At 65.3% G+C, this 13,829-nt stretch carries 14 protein-coding genes; 8 read left to right on the top strand and 6 right to left on the bottom strand.

Going from position 1 to position 13,829, the window contains the following annotated elements:
* Nucleotides 1-13 precede the first annotated feature (13 nt).
* Complete coding sequence (gene lysA, locus ACQ651_RS18070) at nt 14-1,279, bottom strand: diaminopimelate decarboxylase (RefSeq protein WP_430450043.1); 1,266 nt, start codon at nt 1,277-1,279, stop codon at nt 14-16.
* A gap of 106 nt (nt 1,280-1,385) precedes the next feature.
* Here lysA and ACQ651_RS18065 point away from each other — a divergent pair, with 106 nt between their 5' ends.
* Entirely contained in the window at nt 1,386-2,360 is a 975-nt protein-coding gene (locus ACQ651_RS18065; protein WP_227287052.1) for a quinone oxidoreductase family protein, read from the top strand.
* A gap of 21 nt (nt 2,361-2,381) precedes the next feature.
* Here ACQ651_RS18065 and ACQ651_RS18060 read toward each other — a convergent pair whose 3' ends face one another.
* Entirely contained in the window at nt 2,382-2,699 is a 318-nt protein-coding gene (locus ACQ651_RS18060) for a DUF2834 domain-containing protein (RefSeq protein ID WP_121896201.1), read from the bottom strand.
* Between the two features lie 193 nt (nt 2,700-2,892).
* On the opposite strand from ACQ651_RS18060, the gene ACQ651_RS18055 reads away from it, so the two are divergent.
* The 4 genes from ACQ651_RS18055 (at nt 2,893) to ACQ651_RS18040 (ending at nt 8,042) form a co-directional block, all read left to right on the top strand.
* Nucleotides 2,893-4,545 (top strand): electron transfer flavoprotein-ubiquinone oxidoreductase, encoded by a 1,653-nt coding sequence (locus ACQ651_RS18055; protein WP_430450042.1) that lies wholly within the window; start codon nt 2,893-2,895, stop codon nt 4,543-4,545.
* Nucleotides 4,546-4,644: 99 nt separating this feature from the next.
* Entirely contained in the window at nt 4,645-6,339 is a 1,695-nt protein-coding gene (locus ACQ651_RS18050) for a tetratricopeptide repeat protein (protein WP_430450041.1), read from the top strand.
* Complete coding sequence (locus ACQ651_RS18045; RefSeq protein WP_430450040.1) at nt 6,336-7,169, top strand: 4-(cytidine 5'-diphospho)-2-C-methyl-D-erythritol kinase; 834 nt, start codon at nt 6,336-6,338, stop codon at nt 7,167-7,169. Before ACQ651_RS18050 ends, ACQ651_RS18045 begins: the two co-directional genes overlap by 4 nt.
* A gap of 132 nt (nt 7,170-7,301) precedes the next feature.
* Nucleotides 7,302-8,042 carry an SDR family NAD(P)-dependent oxidoreductase gene (locus tag ACQ651_RS18040; RefSeq protein ID WP_430450039.1) on the top strand — a complete coding sequence of 247 codons (741 nt, stop codon included), beginning with the start codon at nt 7,302-7,304 and terminating at the stop codon, nt 8,040-8,042.
* A 40-nt stretch (nt 8,043-8,082) separates the two neighbouring features.
* Here ACQ651_RS18040 and ACQ651_RS18035 read toward each other — a convergent pair whose 3' ends face one another.
* Entirely contained in the window at nt 8,083-9,084 is a 1,002-nt protein-coding gene (locus tag ACQ651_RS18035) for a polyprenyl synthetase family protein (protein WP_430450038.1), read from the bottom strand.
* 54 nt (nt 9,085-9,138) lie between these two features.
* On the opposite strand from ACQ651_RS18035, the gene ACQ651_RS18030 reads away from it, so the two are divergent.
* The 3 genes from ACQ651_RS18030 to ACQ651_RS18020 all read left to right on the top strand — a co-directional run bounded on the left by ACQ651_RS18030 (nt 9,139) and on the right by ACQ651_RS18020 (nt 10,380).
* Nucleotides 9,139-9,354 (top strand): DUF2007 domain-containing protein, encoded by a 216-nt coding sequence (locus ACQ651_RS18030; protein WP_121896789.1) that lies wholly within the window; start codon nt 9,139-9,141, stop codon nt 9,352-9,354.
* Between the two features lie 9 nt (nt 9,355-9,363).
* On the top strand, nt 9,364-10,128 hold the full coding sequence (locus ACQ651_RS18025; protein WP_430450037.1) for a tRNA1(Val) (adenine(37)-N6)-methyltransferase: 765 nt from the start codon (nt 9,364-9,366) through the stop codon (nt 10,126-10,128).
* Nucleotides 10,129-10,215: 87 nt separating this feature from the next.
* Nucleotides 10,216-10,380 carry a YdcH family protein gene (locus tag ACQ651_RS18020; RefSeq protein ID WP_121896194.1) on the top strand — a complete coding sequence of 55 codons (165 nt, stop codon included), beginning with the start codon at nt 10,216-10,218 and terminating at the stop codon, nt 10,378-10,380.
* Between the two features lie 42 nt (nt 10,381-10,422).
* Here ACQ651_RS18020 and gcvA read toward each other — a convergent pair whose 3' ends face one another.
* The 3 genes from gcvA to ACQ651_RS18005 all read right to left on the bottom strand — a co-directional run bounded on the left by gcvA (nt 10,423) and on the right by ACQ651_RS18005 (nt 13,665).
* On the bottom strand, nt 10,423-11,373 hold the full coding sequence (gcvA, locus tag ACQ651_RS18015) for a transcriptional regulator GcvA (protein ID WP_430450036.1): 951 nt from the start codon (nt 11,371-11,373) through the stop codon (nt 10,423-10,425).
* A 307-nt stretch (nt 11,374-11,680) separates the two neighbouring features.
* On the bottom strand, nt 11,681-12,406 hold the full coding sequence (phbB, locus tag ACQ651_RS18010) for an acetoacetyl-CoA reductase (RefSeq protein ID WP_121896788.1): 726 nt from the start codon (nt 12,404-12,406) through the stop codon (nt 11,681-11,683).
* A gap of 83 nt (nt 12,407-12,489) precedes the next feature.
* Nucleotides 12,490-13,665 carry an acetyl-CoA C-acetyltransferase gene (locus ACQ651_RS18005; RefSeq protein ID WP_227287041.1) on the bottom strand — a complete coding sequence of 392 codons (1,176 nt, stop codon included), beginning with the start codon at nt 13,663-13,665 and terminating at the stop codon, nt 12,490-12,492.
* Between the last annotated feature and the right edge of the window lie 164 nt (nt 13,666-13,829).

Here is a 13,829-nt window from a genome sequence, read left to right as displayed (position 1 = left end):
GGCATTTCGGCCATCATAGCCATTCCGGAACGATATCGCGATTGATGATCTCGTCAATTGCGGGTCTTGGGCGGATGACCGCAAAGTGATCGCCCTTCACCAGCACCTCGGGAATGAGCGGGCGGGTGTTGTACTCACTGGACATCACCGCACCATAGGCCCCGGCCGACCGGAAAGCGACCAGATCGCCCGCCGCGAGCGGCGGCATATCGCGTTGTTTCGTAAAGGTATCTCCGCTCTCGCAGACCGGACCGACGATGTCATACCGCGCCTGTTCGACGCCCGGCTCCGGTTCGGTGACCGGCACGATATCGTGATAGGCGTCGTACATGGCCGGGCGGATCAGATCGTTCATCGCGGCATCGAGGATCAGGAAATCGCGGCCTTCGCCCTGTTTCACATAGATCACGGCGGCGATCATGAGCCCCGCATTGCCCGAAATCAGGCGGCCCGGTTCGATTTCGACCTCGACACCCAGATCACCCACCGTGCGCTTGATCAGCGCGCCGTAATCCGCGGGCAGGGGCGGCGCCTCGTTGGAGCGCGCATAGGGAATGCCGAGACCCCCGCCAAGGTCCAGACGTTTGATATCATGGCCATCTTCGCGGAGCCGATGGGTCAGCTCGGCGACTTTCAGATAGGCGGCCTCGAACGGGGCGAGATCGGTGAGCTGACTGCCGATATGCACATCGATGCCGATGACCTGAATGCCGGGGGTCGATGCGGCACGCCCGTAGATCTCGCGCGCGCGCGCAATCGGGATGCCGAACTTGTTCTCGGACTTGCCGGTGGCGATCTTGGCATGGGTCTTCGCATCGACATCCGGGTTCACCCGGATGGTGACCGGCACGGTTTTTCCCATTGAAACAGCGACTTGTCCAAGAAGCTCCAGTTCCGGTTCCGATTCCACATTGACCTGCCGGACGCCGCCGCCAAGAGCCAGTTCCATCTCTGCCCGGGTTTTGCCCACGCCGGAAAAGACGATCCGGTCCCCCGGCACGCCCGCCGCCTTGGCCCGCAGGTATTCGCCGCCCGAAACCACGTCCATCCCCGCGCCGAGATCGGCCAGAAGCTTCAGGACCGCCTGATTGCTGTTGGATTTCATCGCGTAGCAGACGAGATTGGGAATGCCGTCCAGCGCCTCCTTGAAAAGCTGGTAATGCCGGGTCAGCGTCGCGGCTGAATAGACGTAAAACGGCGTCCCGACATCCGCCGCGATCCGCGGCAGGGGCACATCCTCGGCATGGAGAATGCCGTTGCGATAGAGGAAATGATCCATATTCAGCCTTTAAATCATACGTCTGGCGCAGGTAGCAGGTTGTGCGGGGATTTCAAAGCGGATCGACATGGCTATGATGCGCGGAAACAGGGAACAGGAGCCCCAGATGGCGAAAACGGTGGTGATCGACGAACATGGCGGGCCGGAGGTCTTCAAGCTGGTGGACCGTGAGGTGGGCGCCCCGGGGCCCGGCGAGGTGCGGATCAGACACGAAGCCTGTGGCCTGAATTTTATTGATGTCTATCAACGGACTGGCCTTTATCCGATGGAGTTGCCCCATGCGCTGGGCATGGAAGCGGCCGGTGTGATCGAGGCGGTCGGGGAGGGCGTGACCCATCTGAAGGCGGGGGATCGGGCGGCCTATGCCGCGGCTCCGCCGGGCGCCTATGCCGAGGCCCGGGTGATGGGCGCGGCGCAGGTCTGCCCGCTGCCCGATGGCATCTCCTTCGAGGAGGGGGCCGCGATGATGCTCAAAGGTCTGACAACACACTATCTTTTCCGCCGGACCACGCCGATCTCCAAGGGCGATACGGTGCTGTTTCATGCCGCGGCCGGGGGTGTGGGGCTGATCGCCTGCCAATGGGCGCGATCCGAGGGGATCACGTTGATCGGCACCGCCGGAACGGATGAGAAATGCGCGCTGGCGCTGGAACACGGCGCGGCGCATTGCATCAACTACCGGAGCGGCGATTGGGTGGCGCAAGTCAGGGATCTGACCGATGGCGCGGGCGTCGACGTGGTGATGGACGCGGTCGGCGCCGACACGTTCGAAGGATCTCTCGACAGCCTCAAGCCCTTGGGAATGATGATTTCTTTCGGCAATGCCTCCGGCCCTGTCCCGCCGTTTTCGGTGGGTATTCTGGGTCAGAAGGGCTCTCTCAAGATCACCCGTCCGACGCTCTTCACCCATATCGCGGATCACGACACCTGTCAGCGGATGGCCGCGGACCTGTTCGGCAAAGTCACGTCCGGCGACGTGACATTGCGGATCGACCAGCGGTTCCCGCTGGAGGACGTGGCGGAGGCGCACCGGGTGCTGGAGGCCCGGAAAACGACGGGCTCGACGGTGCTGATCCCGTGACCCAGGTATAACAATGGTATATCAATTCCGCGGGCGCGACCGCAGGAAGAGGTAGAGCGGCAGCCCGCAGCTGACCCCGATGCAATAGGTCGCGGGCACCGCCAGAAGGGAGAGGTAATCGCGCCGGGTTATCGCCTCCACCAGCACCCAGATCGTGAGGGTGACGGCGGCGATGGTCAGATCCCAGACCAGACCGGAGGTCGCGTCATTCACGTGCCAGGCGTCGATCATCGCCATGAGCGACCATGAATTGGCCATGAACCAGCTGATGAAGTAATACATCGGCCAGATCGTGCCGATGATCGCAAGGGCCAGATAGGTCATGCGCAGGATGGACATTTCAGGCCTCCGCCGGGGTAAGATCCTGATCGTGGACATAGCGCGCCCGGCGTCCCGCGCCAACGGCCCGCTGCGGCATCCGTGATGCCGCGTCACGATTGACCCGCGACCTGCAGTCGCGCTACGCCTCCGCGAACTTGTTTTGCAAGCTATATGCAGTCGGAGGACATGCATATCGCCAAAGGGGAGCAACATGGCCGAGATCGAACGCGAGTCGATGGAGTATGACGTGGTGATCGTGGGGGCGGGGCCATCGGGCCTGTCGGCTGCGATACGGCTGAAGCAACTGGACGCCGATCTGTCCGTCGTGGTGCTGGAAAAAGGCTCCGAAGTGGGCGCGCATATCCTGTCGGGCGCGGTGCTGGACCCGGTGGGCCTCGATGCGCTGATCCCGGACTGGCGCGAGCGGGGTGCACCCATCACCGTGCCCGTGCGCAAGGACAACTTCTACATGCTGGGCGAAGGCGGATCGATCCGCCTTCCCAATTTCATCATGCCGCGGCTGATGAACAATCACGGCAACTACATCGTCTCGATGGGCAATGTGTGCCGCTGGATGGCGGAGCAGGCCGAAGAGCTTGGCGTGGAGATCTTCCCCGGCATGGCCTGTTCGGAACTGGTCTATGGCGAGAACGGCGAGGTCAGGGGCGTGGTCGCGGGCGAGTTCGGCAAGAACGCCGACGGCAGCCCGTCGGACGCCTATGAGCCGGGAATGGAGCTGCACGGGAAATACGTTTTGCTGGGCGAGGGCGTGCGCGGCTCCCTGACCAAGGAGGTCATGGAGAAATACAACCTGAGCGAGGGGCGCGGGCCGCAGAAATTCGGCCTCGGGATGAAGGAAATCTGGGAGATCGACCCCGACAAGCACCGCGAAGGCACGGTCACCCATACCATGGGCTGGCCGCTGGGCCGTAACGCGGGCGGCGGATCCTTCATCTACCACCTTGATAAAAATCAGGTTTATGTCGGCTTCGTCGTTCACCTGAACTACGAGAACCCCTATCTCCACCCCTATATGGAGTTTCAGCGGTTCAAGCATCATCCGATGGTGGCCGAATTGCTGAGGGGCGGAAAGCGCGTGGCCTATGGCGCGCGGGCGATTTCCGAAGGCGGGTGGCAGTCGATGCCCAAGGCGACCTTCCCCGGCGGGGCCATTCTGGGCTGCGGCGTGGGTCTGGTGAATGTGCCGCGGATCAAGGGCAACCACAACGCCATGCTGTCGGGCAAGGCGGCAGCGGAGGCGGCCTTCGCGGCAATCGGCGCCGGGCGCGGCAGCGACGAGCTGGACGCCTATGAGACGGAACTGCGCACCGGGCCCATTGCGAAGGATCTGAAACGGGTCCGGAACGTGAAGCCGCTCTGGTCTCATTACGGGCTGGCCGGCGGGCTGGTTCTGGGCGGCATGGACATGTGGACCGCGAACATCACCGGTGTCACGCTTTTCGGCACCATGAAGCACCACAGGAACGACGCCGAGCACACCGGCAAGGCCAAGGACTTCCAGCCCATCGACTACCCGAAACCCGATGGCGTCCTGTCCTTCGACCGGCTGACCAATGTCAGCTTCTCGATGACAAATCACGAGGAAAGCCAGCCCGCGCATCTGCAGCTCAAGGATCCGAGCATTCCGATACAGGTGAACCTGCCGGAATATGCCGAGCCCGCGCAGCGCTATTGCCCGGCCGGTGTGTACGAGGTGGTGGAGGAGGACGGCAAGGCGCCGCGCTTCGTGATCAACTTCCAGAACTGCGTGCATTGCAAGACCTGCGACATCAAGGATCCGTCGCAGAACATCCACTGGACCGTGCCGCAGGGGGGCGACGGCCCGAATTACCCCAATATGTGATCACTTCCCCATCAGGCGCGGGCCATCGCGGGCCCGCGCGCATTGCCTATCGCGGCGCCCGTGCCTAGTGTCTGCACCAGTTCTGAATGGGAGAGCCCGATGCGCCTTGCCGCCCTGCCCCTTGTCGCCCTTCTGGGTCTCGGCCTGATCCTGCCCCTGCCCGCGGCGGCGCAGAACCAGCTGGGGCTGGCCGGGTCGTATCTGGCCGCGCGTCAGGCGGTGATCGATGGCGATCACCGGGAGGCGGCGCTCTATTTCGAACGGGCGATGCAGCGCGACCCCGGAAATCGCGGACTGATCGGCAATGCGCTTCTGGCCCGTGCCGCGCTGGGCCAGTGGGACCGCGCGATGGAGGTGGCCGCGCGCCTGCCCGACGACGATCCGGGCCGGGAACTGGCGTGGATGGTCGAACAGGTCACGCGGGTGCGGCTCGGCAACCTGTCCGGCGCGCTTGAGGCGATCGAGGCGGGCCGCGGGGCGGGCCCCCTGATCGACGGGCTGACCGCCGGGTGGCTGCATCTGGGCGAGGGCGACATGCGCATTGCCGAGGCCGCTTTCGAGGATATGGCCGCCGACGGCCCGCTGGCAGGACTGGCCCAGTACCATCTTGCGCTGGCCCGCGCGGCGGTGGGCGATTTCGAGGGCGCAGAGGCGATCATGTCGGGCGAAACCTACGGCCCGCAACAGGCCACCGCGCGCGGCCTGCGCGCCCATGCGCAGGTTCTGGTACAGCTGGACCGGCACGAGGACGCGCTTGAGCTGCTGGACATGGCGATCCTGAACGCGCCGGACCCGGTGCTGATCGGGCTGCGGGATGCGATCGCGGCCGATCCGACCCGGCCCTATGATTTCCTGGTCCGCGCCGAACAGGGCGTGGCGGAGGTGTTCTACAGCGTCGCCACCGGGCTGGGCGACGAGGGCGGCCCCACCCTGCCGCTGATCTATGCCCGCGCCGCCCATGTGATCGATGACGGCCATTACGACGCGCTGCTGCTGGCGGCGGAGTGGCTGATGCGCGACGAGCAGGCCCATCTGGCGGCGGATGTCTATGCCGAGGTGCCGGAGGACCATCCCGCGGCGATCGCGGCGACGCTGGGCCGTGCGGAGGCGCTCAACGCCATGGACCGGCAGGAGGAGGCGGTGGCGCTGTTGCAGGCGCTGACGGAGGACCGGCCCGAGCTGGCCTCGGTTCAGGCGGCCCTTGGCGACATGCTGCGCCGGATGGAACGCTTCGGCGAGGCGGCGGCGGCCTATGATGCGGCGCTGGCGCAGGTCGATCAGGATCAGACCCGGTATTGGTTCCTGTTCTACGCCCGCGGCATCAGCCTGGAGCGGGAAGGCCGGTGGGACGAGGCGGAGGCCGATTTCCGCCGCGCGCTGGAGTTGAACCCGGACCAGCCGCAGGTGCTGAATTATCTGGGCTATTCGCTTGTCGAGCAGCGCCGGAACCTGGACGAGGCGCTGCAGATGATCGAACGCGCCGTCGCCGCGGAACCGCGCAGCGGCTATATCGTGGACAGCCTTGGCTGGGTTCTCTACCGGCTGGAGCGCTTCGACGAGGCGGTGGCGCCGATGGAGCGCGCGGTGGAATTGCTGCCCAACGACCCCATCGTCAACGACCATCTGGGCGATGTCTATTACATGGTCGGACGCACCCGCGAGGCCGAGTTTCAGTGGCACAGGGCCCTGTCCTTCGAGCCGACCGAGGACGATGCCGTGCGGATCCGCCGGAAGCTGGAGATCGGTCTGACCCGCGTGCTGGAAGAAGAGGCCGCCGAGAGCGAAACCCAGTGACAGGCGCCAGTGCGTTCGCGCCGGCCAAGATCAACCTCGCGCTGCATGTGACGGGACGACGGGACGACGGGTATCATCTGCTCGACAGTCTGGTGGTCTTTGCCGATATCGGCGACCGGCTGCATTTTTCCGCCGCCGACGAAGTCGAGTTGCAGGTGATGGGCCCGCGCGCGGCGGGCGTGCCGACCGGCCCCGAGAACCTCGTGCTGCGGGCGGCGGCCCTGTTCGGGCCCGGGCACGGCGCGCGGATCACCTTGGAAAAACACCTGCCGAGCGCGGCGGGGATCGGCGGCGGATCGGCGGATGCGGCGGCAGCGCTGAAAGGGCTGGCCGAATTCTGGGACCGGCCCTTGCCGAAAACCGCGGAGATCGTGGCGCTTGGCGCCGATCTGCCGGTGTGTCTGGCGGGCTGCCCGACGCGGATGCGTGGGATCGGCGAGATGTTGGAGGAGGTGCCGGCGCTGCCGGTGCTGTGGATGGTGCTGGCGAACCCGGGTGTCGCGGTACCGACCGGCGCGGTGTTCGGCGGGCTGGACACGGTTGCGGGCCCACCCATGGACCCGCCGGACTGGACCGATTTCGACAGCTTCACCCGATGGCTTCGCGCACAACGGAACGATCTGGAGCGCCCGGCGCAGATGATCGCCCCCGGGATCGGAACGGCACGGGCGACGCTGGAGGCGCAACCGGGCTGCGCGCTGGCGCGGATGAGCGGGTCGGGCGCGACCTGTTTCGGTTTGTTCTCCGCGGAAGCCGACGCGCGACAGGCGGCGCGGGCGATCGGCGCGGAACATCCCGGGTGGTGGGTGACGGCGGCGCGGGTGCTCTAGCCCCCACGTTCCGGGCCCGCCAAGGCCCGGATCATACGCCGATAGCCGCCGCGATGGCGAGGCGATGTCTCGCCATCGACCGGAAACCTACCTACACATACGCTGTCACCGCGCGGAATCAGGATATGGCCAATGGCAGATGAAACGCAGAAGACGCTCCTCCTGACGGGCGCAAGCCGGGGGATCGGGCATGCCACCGTCAAGAAATTCGCCGATGAGGGATGGCGGGTGATCAGCTGTTCGCGGCAGCCGTTTTCAAGCGAGTGCCCATGGCCACGCGGCGAGGAGGACCATATTCAGGTAGACCTGAGCGACCCCAAGCAGACGATCACGGCCATCGAGCAGATCAAATCCCGCCTGAGCGGTGGCGTTCTGAACGCGCTGGTGAACAATGCGGGCATTTCCCCCAAGGGCCCGGAGGGCGGGCGGCTGAACACGCTGGACACCGATCTTGCCACCTGGGGCAAGGTGTTTCACGTCAACTTCTTCGCCTCGGTCGTTCTGGCGCGCGGGCTCAAGGATGAACTGGCCGCGGGCAAGGGCGCGGTGGTGAATGTGACCTCCATCGCCGGGGCGCGCGTGCATCCCTTTGCCGGGGCTGCCTATGCGACCTCCAAGGCCGCACTTGCCGCGCTCACCCGCGAAATGGCGCATGATTTCGGGCCATTGGGTGTGCGTGTCAACGCCATCGCGCCGGGCGAGGTCGAGACCAGTATCCTGAGCGAGGGCACCGACAAGATCGTGGCAGCCCTGCCCCTGCGGCGCCTTGGCCAGCCCCGGGAAGTGGCGGAGACGATCTATTTCCTGTGTTCGGAAAACAGCTCCTACATCTCCGGCACGGAAATCGAGGTGAACGGCGCGCAACACGTCTGACCGGGACCACGCGGGCGCGGCTGGTGGACCAGGCGCGGCCCTAGTTGACCCGCGCCACCACGTAATCGGCCAGATCGGCCAGCATGTCACGCAAGGGGTGATCGGGCATCCGGGCCATCGCGCGCCGGGCCAGACCGGCATAGCGCAACGCCTCGTCCCGCGTCTCTTCCAGCGTGCCATGGCGGCGGAGCAGCTCCATCGCCCGATCGAGATCGCCCTCCTCCTGGCGGCCGCGTTCGATGGTGCGCGTCCAGAAGGCATGTTCGGCCTCGTCCGCCCTTGCAATGGCGCGGATGACCGGCAGGGTCAGCTTCCGCTCGCGGAAATCGTCGCCGACATTCTTGCCCATATCGCCCGAGGCCCCGCCCCAGTCGAGCAGGTCGTCGACGATCTGGAAACTCATGCCGAGCGCATCGCCATAGGCGGCCAGCGCCTCGACCTGCGCGTCGGGTACGGCGGAGATGACGCCGCCGACCTCGGTCGCGGCCTCGAACAGGGCGGCGGTCTTGCCGCGAATGACCTGCGTGTAGATCGCTTCGGTCGTGGCGAGATTCTGCGCGGCGGTGAGTTGCAGCACCTCCCCCTCGGCGATGGTGGCGGCCGCGTTGGAGAGGATATCGAGCACGTTCAGAGAGCCGGTTTCGACCATCAGCTGGAAGGCGCGGGCGAAGAGGTAATCGCCCACCAGCACGCTGGATTTGTTGTCCCAGAGCAGGTTGGCCGTGGGCCGCCCGCGCCGCTGGCCGCTTTCGTCGACCACATCGTCATGCAGGAGCGTGGCGGTGTGGATGAACTCCACCGTCGCCGCCAGCTTCTGGTGCGCATCGCCCTCGTAGCCGCACATCCGCGCCGCGGCGAGCGTCATCATCGGGCGGATGCGCTTGCCGCCAGCCTCCACCAGATGGGCGGTTACCTCGGGGATGCGCGGCGCATGTTCGGATGCCATGCGGGCGCGGATCAGCCCGTTCACGGCTTCCAGATCGGCCTCCAGATAGGCGCGCAGCCGGTCATGGGGTTTGGTGTTGGTCTCATCGAGACTCATCGGTCGGTCATCCCTTCTCTCGACAAGTGTGCGGCACATGCCTAAATGCCGGATATGCAAGAAATTCTGCGCAGCAATGACCCGACGATCATCGCCTTTGCCTCGGCACTTCTGTCAGGGGAGGATATAGAGTTCTTCGAGATCGACGTCCATATGAGCGTTCTGGAAGGCTCCATCGGCATTTTGCCGCGCCGGCTGATGGTGCGGAGCAAGGACGCCTTCGCGGCCCGCGCGGTTCTGCGCGACAATGACCTGCACGTCTCGGACTGAGCCCGCCCCGTGTTTGCCGAAGAGGATCTGACCCGGGACGCCTTTTTGGGCGGGCGCGTGCAGGCGTGGCAACCGCGCCATGGCTATCGCGCGGCGACCGATCCGGTGTTTCTGGCCGCCGCCTGCGACGCGCGGCCCGGGCAATCGGTGCTGGAGCTTGGATGCGGCGCGGGGGTGGCGGGCCTCTGCCTTGCCGCGCGGGTGCCGGGGCTGCGCATTCTGGGCGTCGAGCGGCAGGCGGCCTATGCCGATCTGGCGCGGCGGAACGGGGTGGAGGTGGTGGAGGCCGATCTGACCGATCTGCCCGATGACCTGCGCCGGCAAAGCTTCGATCATGTCATCGCGAACCCGCCCTATTACCGCGCCGGGCACGGCACCGCGGCGGACGATCCGGGCCGCGAAGCCGCGCTGCGGGAAGATACGCCGCTCGACCGGTGGATCGCGGTGGCCGGGCGGCGGCTGGCGCCGAAGGGCTGGCTGACGATGATCCAGATGACCGAGAGATTGCCCGATCTACTATCGGCGCTGTCGGGCGGGTTCGGGTCGGTCACCGTCCTGCCGCTGATGCCGCGGCAGGAGCGCCCGGCGGGCCGGGTCCTGCTGAAGGCGCGCAAGGCCGGGCGGGGGCCGTTCACCCTGCTGGCGCCGCTTTGCCTGCATGATGGGGCGCGGCATGACCGCGACGGGGACAGCCATGGCGAGATCGCGCGCGCCATTCTGCGCGACGGGATGCCGGTTGTCTGGGACGGTCCGCCGAAAACCCGCTCAATTTGAGATATCCTATTGCACGTGCAGCGTGACATGCAGCCCAAGCTGTGGTTGCATTGTCATATGACATACACATTGAGAGGAGGACGACGGATGTCGCTAGGCGCCCATCTTCAGGAACTGCGGAAAAAGCATGAACACCTCTCGGAACGGGTCGAACAGGCGCAACGCAGCCCCGGTATGGACGAACTTGCAATTCGGGACCTCAAAAAGCAGAAACTGCGTTTGAAGGAAGAAATCAGCCGCCTCGACGGCTGATCCGGACGCGAACTCCGGGGGCGCGAAACCGGCGCCCCCATCTCAGACAGAGACATCCGCCGCGGAAATGAACTCCCGCCCCTCGCGGTAGGCTAGCAGGGATTGCGCCTCCGCCTCCAGCCAGGCGAGAAACGCGGCCACTTGCGGCCTGGTTTCCGTGCCATGCGGGCAGACGAAGCGGTAATGCGCCTCGGTCGTCAGGGCGAGGGGGAAGGGCATCACAAGCCGCCCTTCGAGCAGGTCCCGTTCGCTCAGCGACACCCGACCCAGAATCACACCGCCACCGGCGGCCGCCGCATCGATGGCGTGATCCGCCTGATTGAAATGCGCCGAAATGTCGGGCGACGCGGTCAGCCCGGCGGCGCGGAACCAGGCGGGCCAGTCAAGCGCCGGCTTCAGAAATCTGGTGTCTTCCTGATCCAGAAGCGGGGCATGGGCCAGGCTTTCGGGGTCGGGGTACTTCTCGGCCAGAACAGGGTGCATCATCGGCGTGACCCAATCCTGGATGATCGGTTTCGAATACAGCCCGTCATCGTTGCGCCCGCCCATTCCGAAGCGGATCGCCACATCCACATCGTCCCGGTCGAAATCCATGATCCGAAGCGTGGCGGAAAACCGCAGCTCGATCTCGGGATGGGCCTGCACGAAGTGAAACAGCCGCGGCGCCAGCCATTTCGCGGTGAAGGCGGGGCCCGCCGTGACCGTCAGCGTGTTTTCCTCCTGCGCCCGGGTCACATTGCGCCACGCAAGGCGCAGACCTTCGAAGCTCTGTTCGGTCCCGGCGGCAAGGGTCTTGCCCGCCGCGGTCAGCTCGACCGCGCGGTTGAGACGCCGGAAAAGCGGCGCGCCCAGATGCTCCTCCAGCGATTTGATCTGGAAGCTGAGCGCGGCGGGCGTGACGCTCAACTCCTCCGCCGCCTTGGCAAAGCTCATGTGCCGCGCGGCGGCATCGAAGGCGCGCAAGGCCGTCAGCGGGGGGAGACGATCGGACATGTCAGTTAAGTATAACTTATCTGAACCGTTGAAAAGTCTCGTTTGTCGATTTTGTTTCAAGGCGTCATACAAGTGTCAAGACAACGCTCACATAAAAGGATTTGACCCATGATCGAAGTTTCCATGACCGCCGAGGCCCGCCGCGCTTACAAAATCGCTCATCAGGAGCGGGCGCGGGCCGCCAAGGCCGCCCTCAACGGGCTGTTCACCTCCAGAACAGCCCGTTAGGCGCCCCTCGCGCCGCAAGAAAGGGCCGGCCCATGACGGGCCGGCCCTTTTTCGTTCTGCAAAAGCTGTTTCGCGCCGGTCAGACGAAGAATTGCGCCCCGTTGGCCGAAATGGTCGAGCCGTTGATGAAGCCCGCATCGTCGGAGGCAAGGAACGCCACGCAGCGCGCGATTTCCTCGGGCTCGCCCAGACGGCCCGCCGGGATCTGCGGAATGATCACCTCGTTGAGAACTTTTTCGGGGATCGCGCGGACCATTTCGGTGCCGATATAGCCGGGGCAAACCGCATTGGCGGTGATGCCGGCGCGGGCCCCCTCCTGAGCAAGGGACTTGATGATCCCGAGGTCACCGGCCTTGGTTGCGGCATAGTTCACCTGCGCGAACTGGCCTTTCTGACCGTTGATCGACGAGATCACGATGACCCGGCCGAACTTGCGCTCCCGCATGCCGGGCCAGACCGGATGGACGGTGTTGAACACGCCGGTGAGATTGGTGTCGATGACCTCTTTCCACTGCTGCGGGGTCATCTTGTGGAACGGCGCATCGCGGGTGATGCCCGCATTGGCGACGACGACATCGATCGGGCCGAGATCCGCCTCGACCTGTTCGATGCCCGCCTTGGAGGCGTCGTAATCGGCGACGTTCCACTTGTAGGTCTTGATCCCGGTTTCCTTGGTGAAGGCGGCGGCGGCCTCGTCATTGCCGGCATATGTGGCCGCAACCTCATAGCCGTCCGCTTTCAGTCTCTTCGAAATCGCCTCACCGATGCCACGGCTTCCGCCAGTGACCAATGCAACACGGGCCATACCCATCTCCTCCTTAAGCTTCCCTTGAAATATTGTTAGGCGGTCGCGGAAGGCGGCGCAACGATATTACGCCGCCTTTTCGCTTACGGGCGTTCGACGCAGAGGGCGACCCCCATGCCGCCGCCGATGCACAGCGTGGCGAGGCCCTTCTTGGCGTCGCGGCGCTTCATCTCGAACAGAAGCGTGTTGAGGACGCGCGCGCCCGATGCACCGATCGGGTGGCCGATGGCAATCGCCCCGCCATTGACGTTGACGATCTCCGGGTCCCAGCCCATGTCCTTGTTGACGGCGCAGGCCTGGGCCGCGAAGGCCTCGTTGGCCTCCACCAGATCCAGATCCTCGACCTTCCAGCCGGCTTTCTCCAGCGCCTTGCGGGAGGCATAGATCGGCCCCACACCCATGATCGACGGGTCAAGCCCGGCGGTGGCGTAACTGGCGATGCGCGCCAGCGGTTCGATGCCGCGCTTTTCGGCCTCGTCGGCGGACATCAGCAGCGCGCCCGCCGCGCCGTCATTCAGACCGGAGGCGTTGGCGGCGGTCACCGAGCCGTCCTTGGTGAAGGCGGGGCGCAGTTTCTGCATCGCCTCCATCGTGGCGCCGTGGCGGATGTATTCATCCTTGTCGACCACGGTGTCGCCCTTGCGGCCCGGGACCGTGTAGCTGACGATCTCGTCGTCGAACTTGCCGGCCTTCTGCGCGGCCTCGGCCTTGTTCTGGCTGGCGACGGCGAACTCGTCCTGCTGCTCGCGGCTGATCTGCCACTTCTCGGCGACGTTTTCGGCGGTCTGGCCCATGTGATAGCCGTTGAACGCATCCCAAAGACCGTCCCGGATCATGGTGTCGATATACTTCATGTCGCCCATTTTCTGGCCCTGACGGAGTGCAGCCGCATGGGGCGACATCGACATGTTTTCCTGCCCGCCGGCGGCAACGATCGTGGCATCGCCAAGCATGATGTGCTGCGCGCCGAGTGCGACCGCGCGGAGGCCCGAGCCGCAGACCTGGTTGATGCCCCAGGCGGCGCTTTCCTGCGGGAAGCCTGCATTGATATGGGCCTGGCGCGCGGGGTTCTGGCCCTGCGCGGCGGTCAGGACCTGACCCAGGATCGTTTCGGACACCTCTGATTTGTCGACCCCGGCGCGGGCAACGAGTTCTTCCAGCACGGCGCGGCCCAGATCATGGGCGGGCGTGTTGGCGAAGGAGCCAAGAAAACTGCCCACGGGCGTGCGAGCGGCGGAGGCGATGACGACGTTGGTCATGAAGACGTCCCTTTCGATTTGGACCATCGCGCGGACAGACAGGCAGGAGCGCCCGCGCGGAAGACAGGCTGCAGTTCCGGGGCGGTCATAGGCGGTTGAACCCCGGGTCACAACTGACACGGTGTCTCAGTCCGGCGCGCGGTTCAACCGGAAGATGCGGATCG

It is taken from the genome of Rhodophyticola sp., assembly GCF_965284195.1.
Lineage (GTDB): Bacteria > Pseudomonadota > Alphaproteobacteria > Rhodobacterales > Rhodobacteraceae > Rhodophyticola.
The sequence above is the reverse complement of the archived record's forward strand: the minus strand, read 5'-3'. Positions and strand labels throughout refer to the sequence as shown.

What these genes read in the sequence shown, in the direction of transcription:
- lysA (WP_430450043.1), bottom strand. Translation starts at nt 1,279, where the DNA reads ATGGATCATTTCCTCTATCGCAACGGCATTCTCCATGCCGAGGATGTG.
- ACQ651_RS18005 (WP_227287041.1), bottom strand. Translation starts at nt 13,665, where the DNA reads ATGACCAACGTCGTCATCGCCTCCGCCGCTCGCACGCCCGTGGGCAGT.
- ACQ651_RS18065 (WP_227287052.1), top strand. Translation starts at nt 1,386, where the DNA reads ATGGCGAAAACGGTGGTGATCGACGAACATGGCGGGCCGGAGGTCTTC.
- ACQ651_RS18030 (WP_121896789.1), top strand. Translation starts at nt 9,139, where the DNA reads ATGCAAGAAATTCTGCGCAGCAATGACCCGACGATCATCGCCTTTGCC.
- ACQ651_RS18020 (WP_121896194.1), top strand. Translation starts at nt 10,216, where the DNA reads ATGTCGCTAGGCGCCCATCTTCAGGAACTGCGGAAAAAGCATGAACAC.
- phbB (WP_121896788.1), bottom strand. Translation starts at nt 12,406, where the DNA reads ATGGCCCGTGTTGCATTGGTCACTGGCGGAAGCCGTGGCATCGGTGAG.
- ACQ651_RS18060 (WP_121896201.1), bottom strand. Translation starts at nt 2,699, where the DNA reads ATGTCCATCCTGCGCATGACCTATCTGGCCCTTGCGATCATCGGCACG.
- ACQ651_RS18035 (WP_430450038.1), bottom strand. Translation starts at nt 9,084, where the DNA reads ATGAGTCTCGATGAGACCAACACCAAACCCCATGACCGGCTGCGCGCC.
- ACQ651_RS18050 (WP_430450041.1), top strand. Translation starts at nt 4,645, where the DNA reads ATGCGCCTTGCCGCCCTGCCCCTTGTCGCCCTTCTGGGTCTCGGCCTG.
- ACQ651_RS18040 (WP_430450039.1), top strand. Translation starts at nt 7,302, where the DNA reads ATGGCAGATGAAACGCAGAAGACGCTCCTCCTGACGGGCGCAAGCCGG.
- gcvA (WP_430450036.1), bottom strand. Translation starts at nt 11,373, where the DNA reads ATGTCCGATCGTCTCCCCCCGCTGACGGCCTTGCGCGCCTTCGATGCC.
- ACQ651_RS18055 (WP_430450042.1), top strand. Translation starts at nt 2,893, where the DNA reads ATGGCCGAGATCGAACGCGAGTCGATGGAGTATGACGTGGTGATCGTG.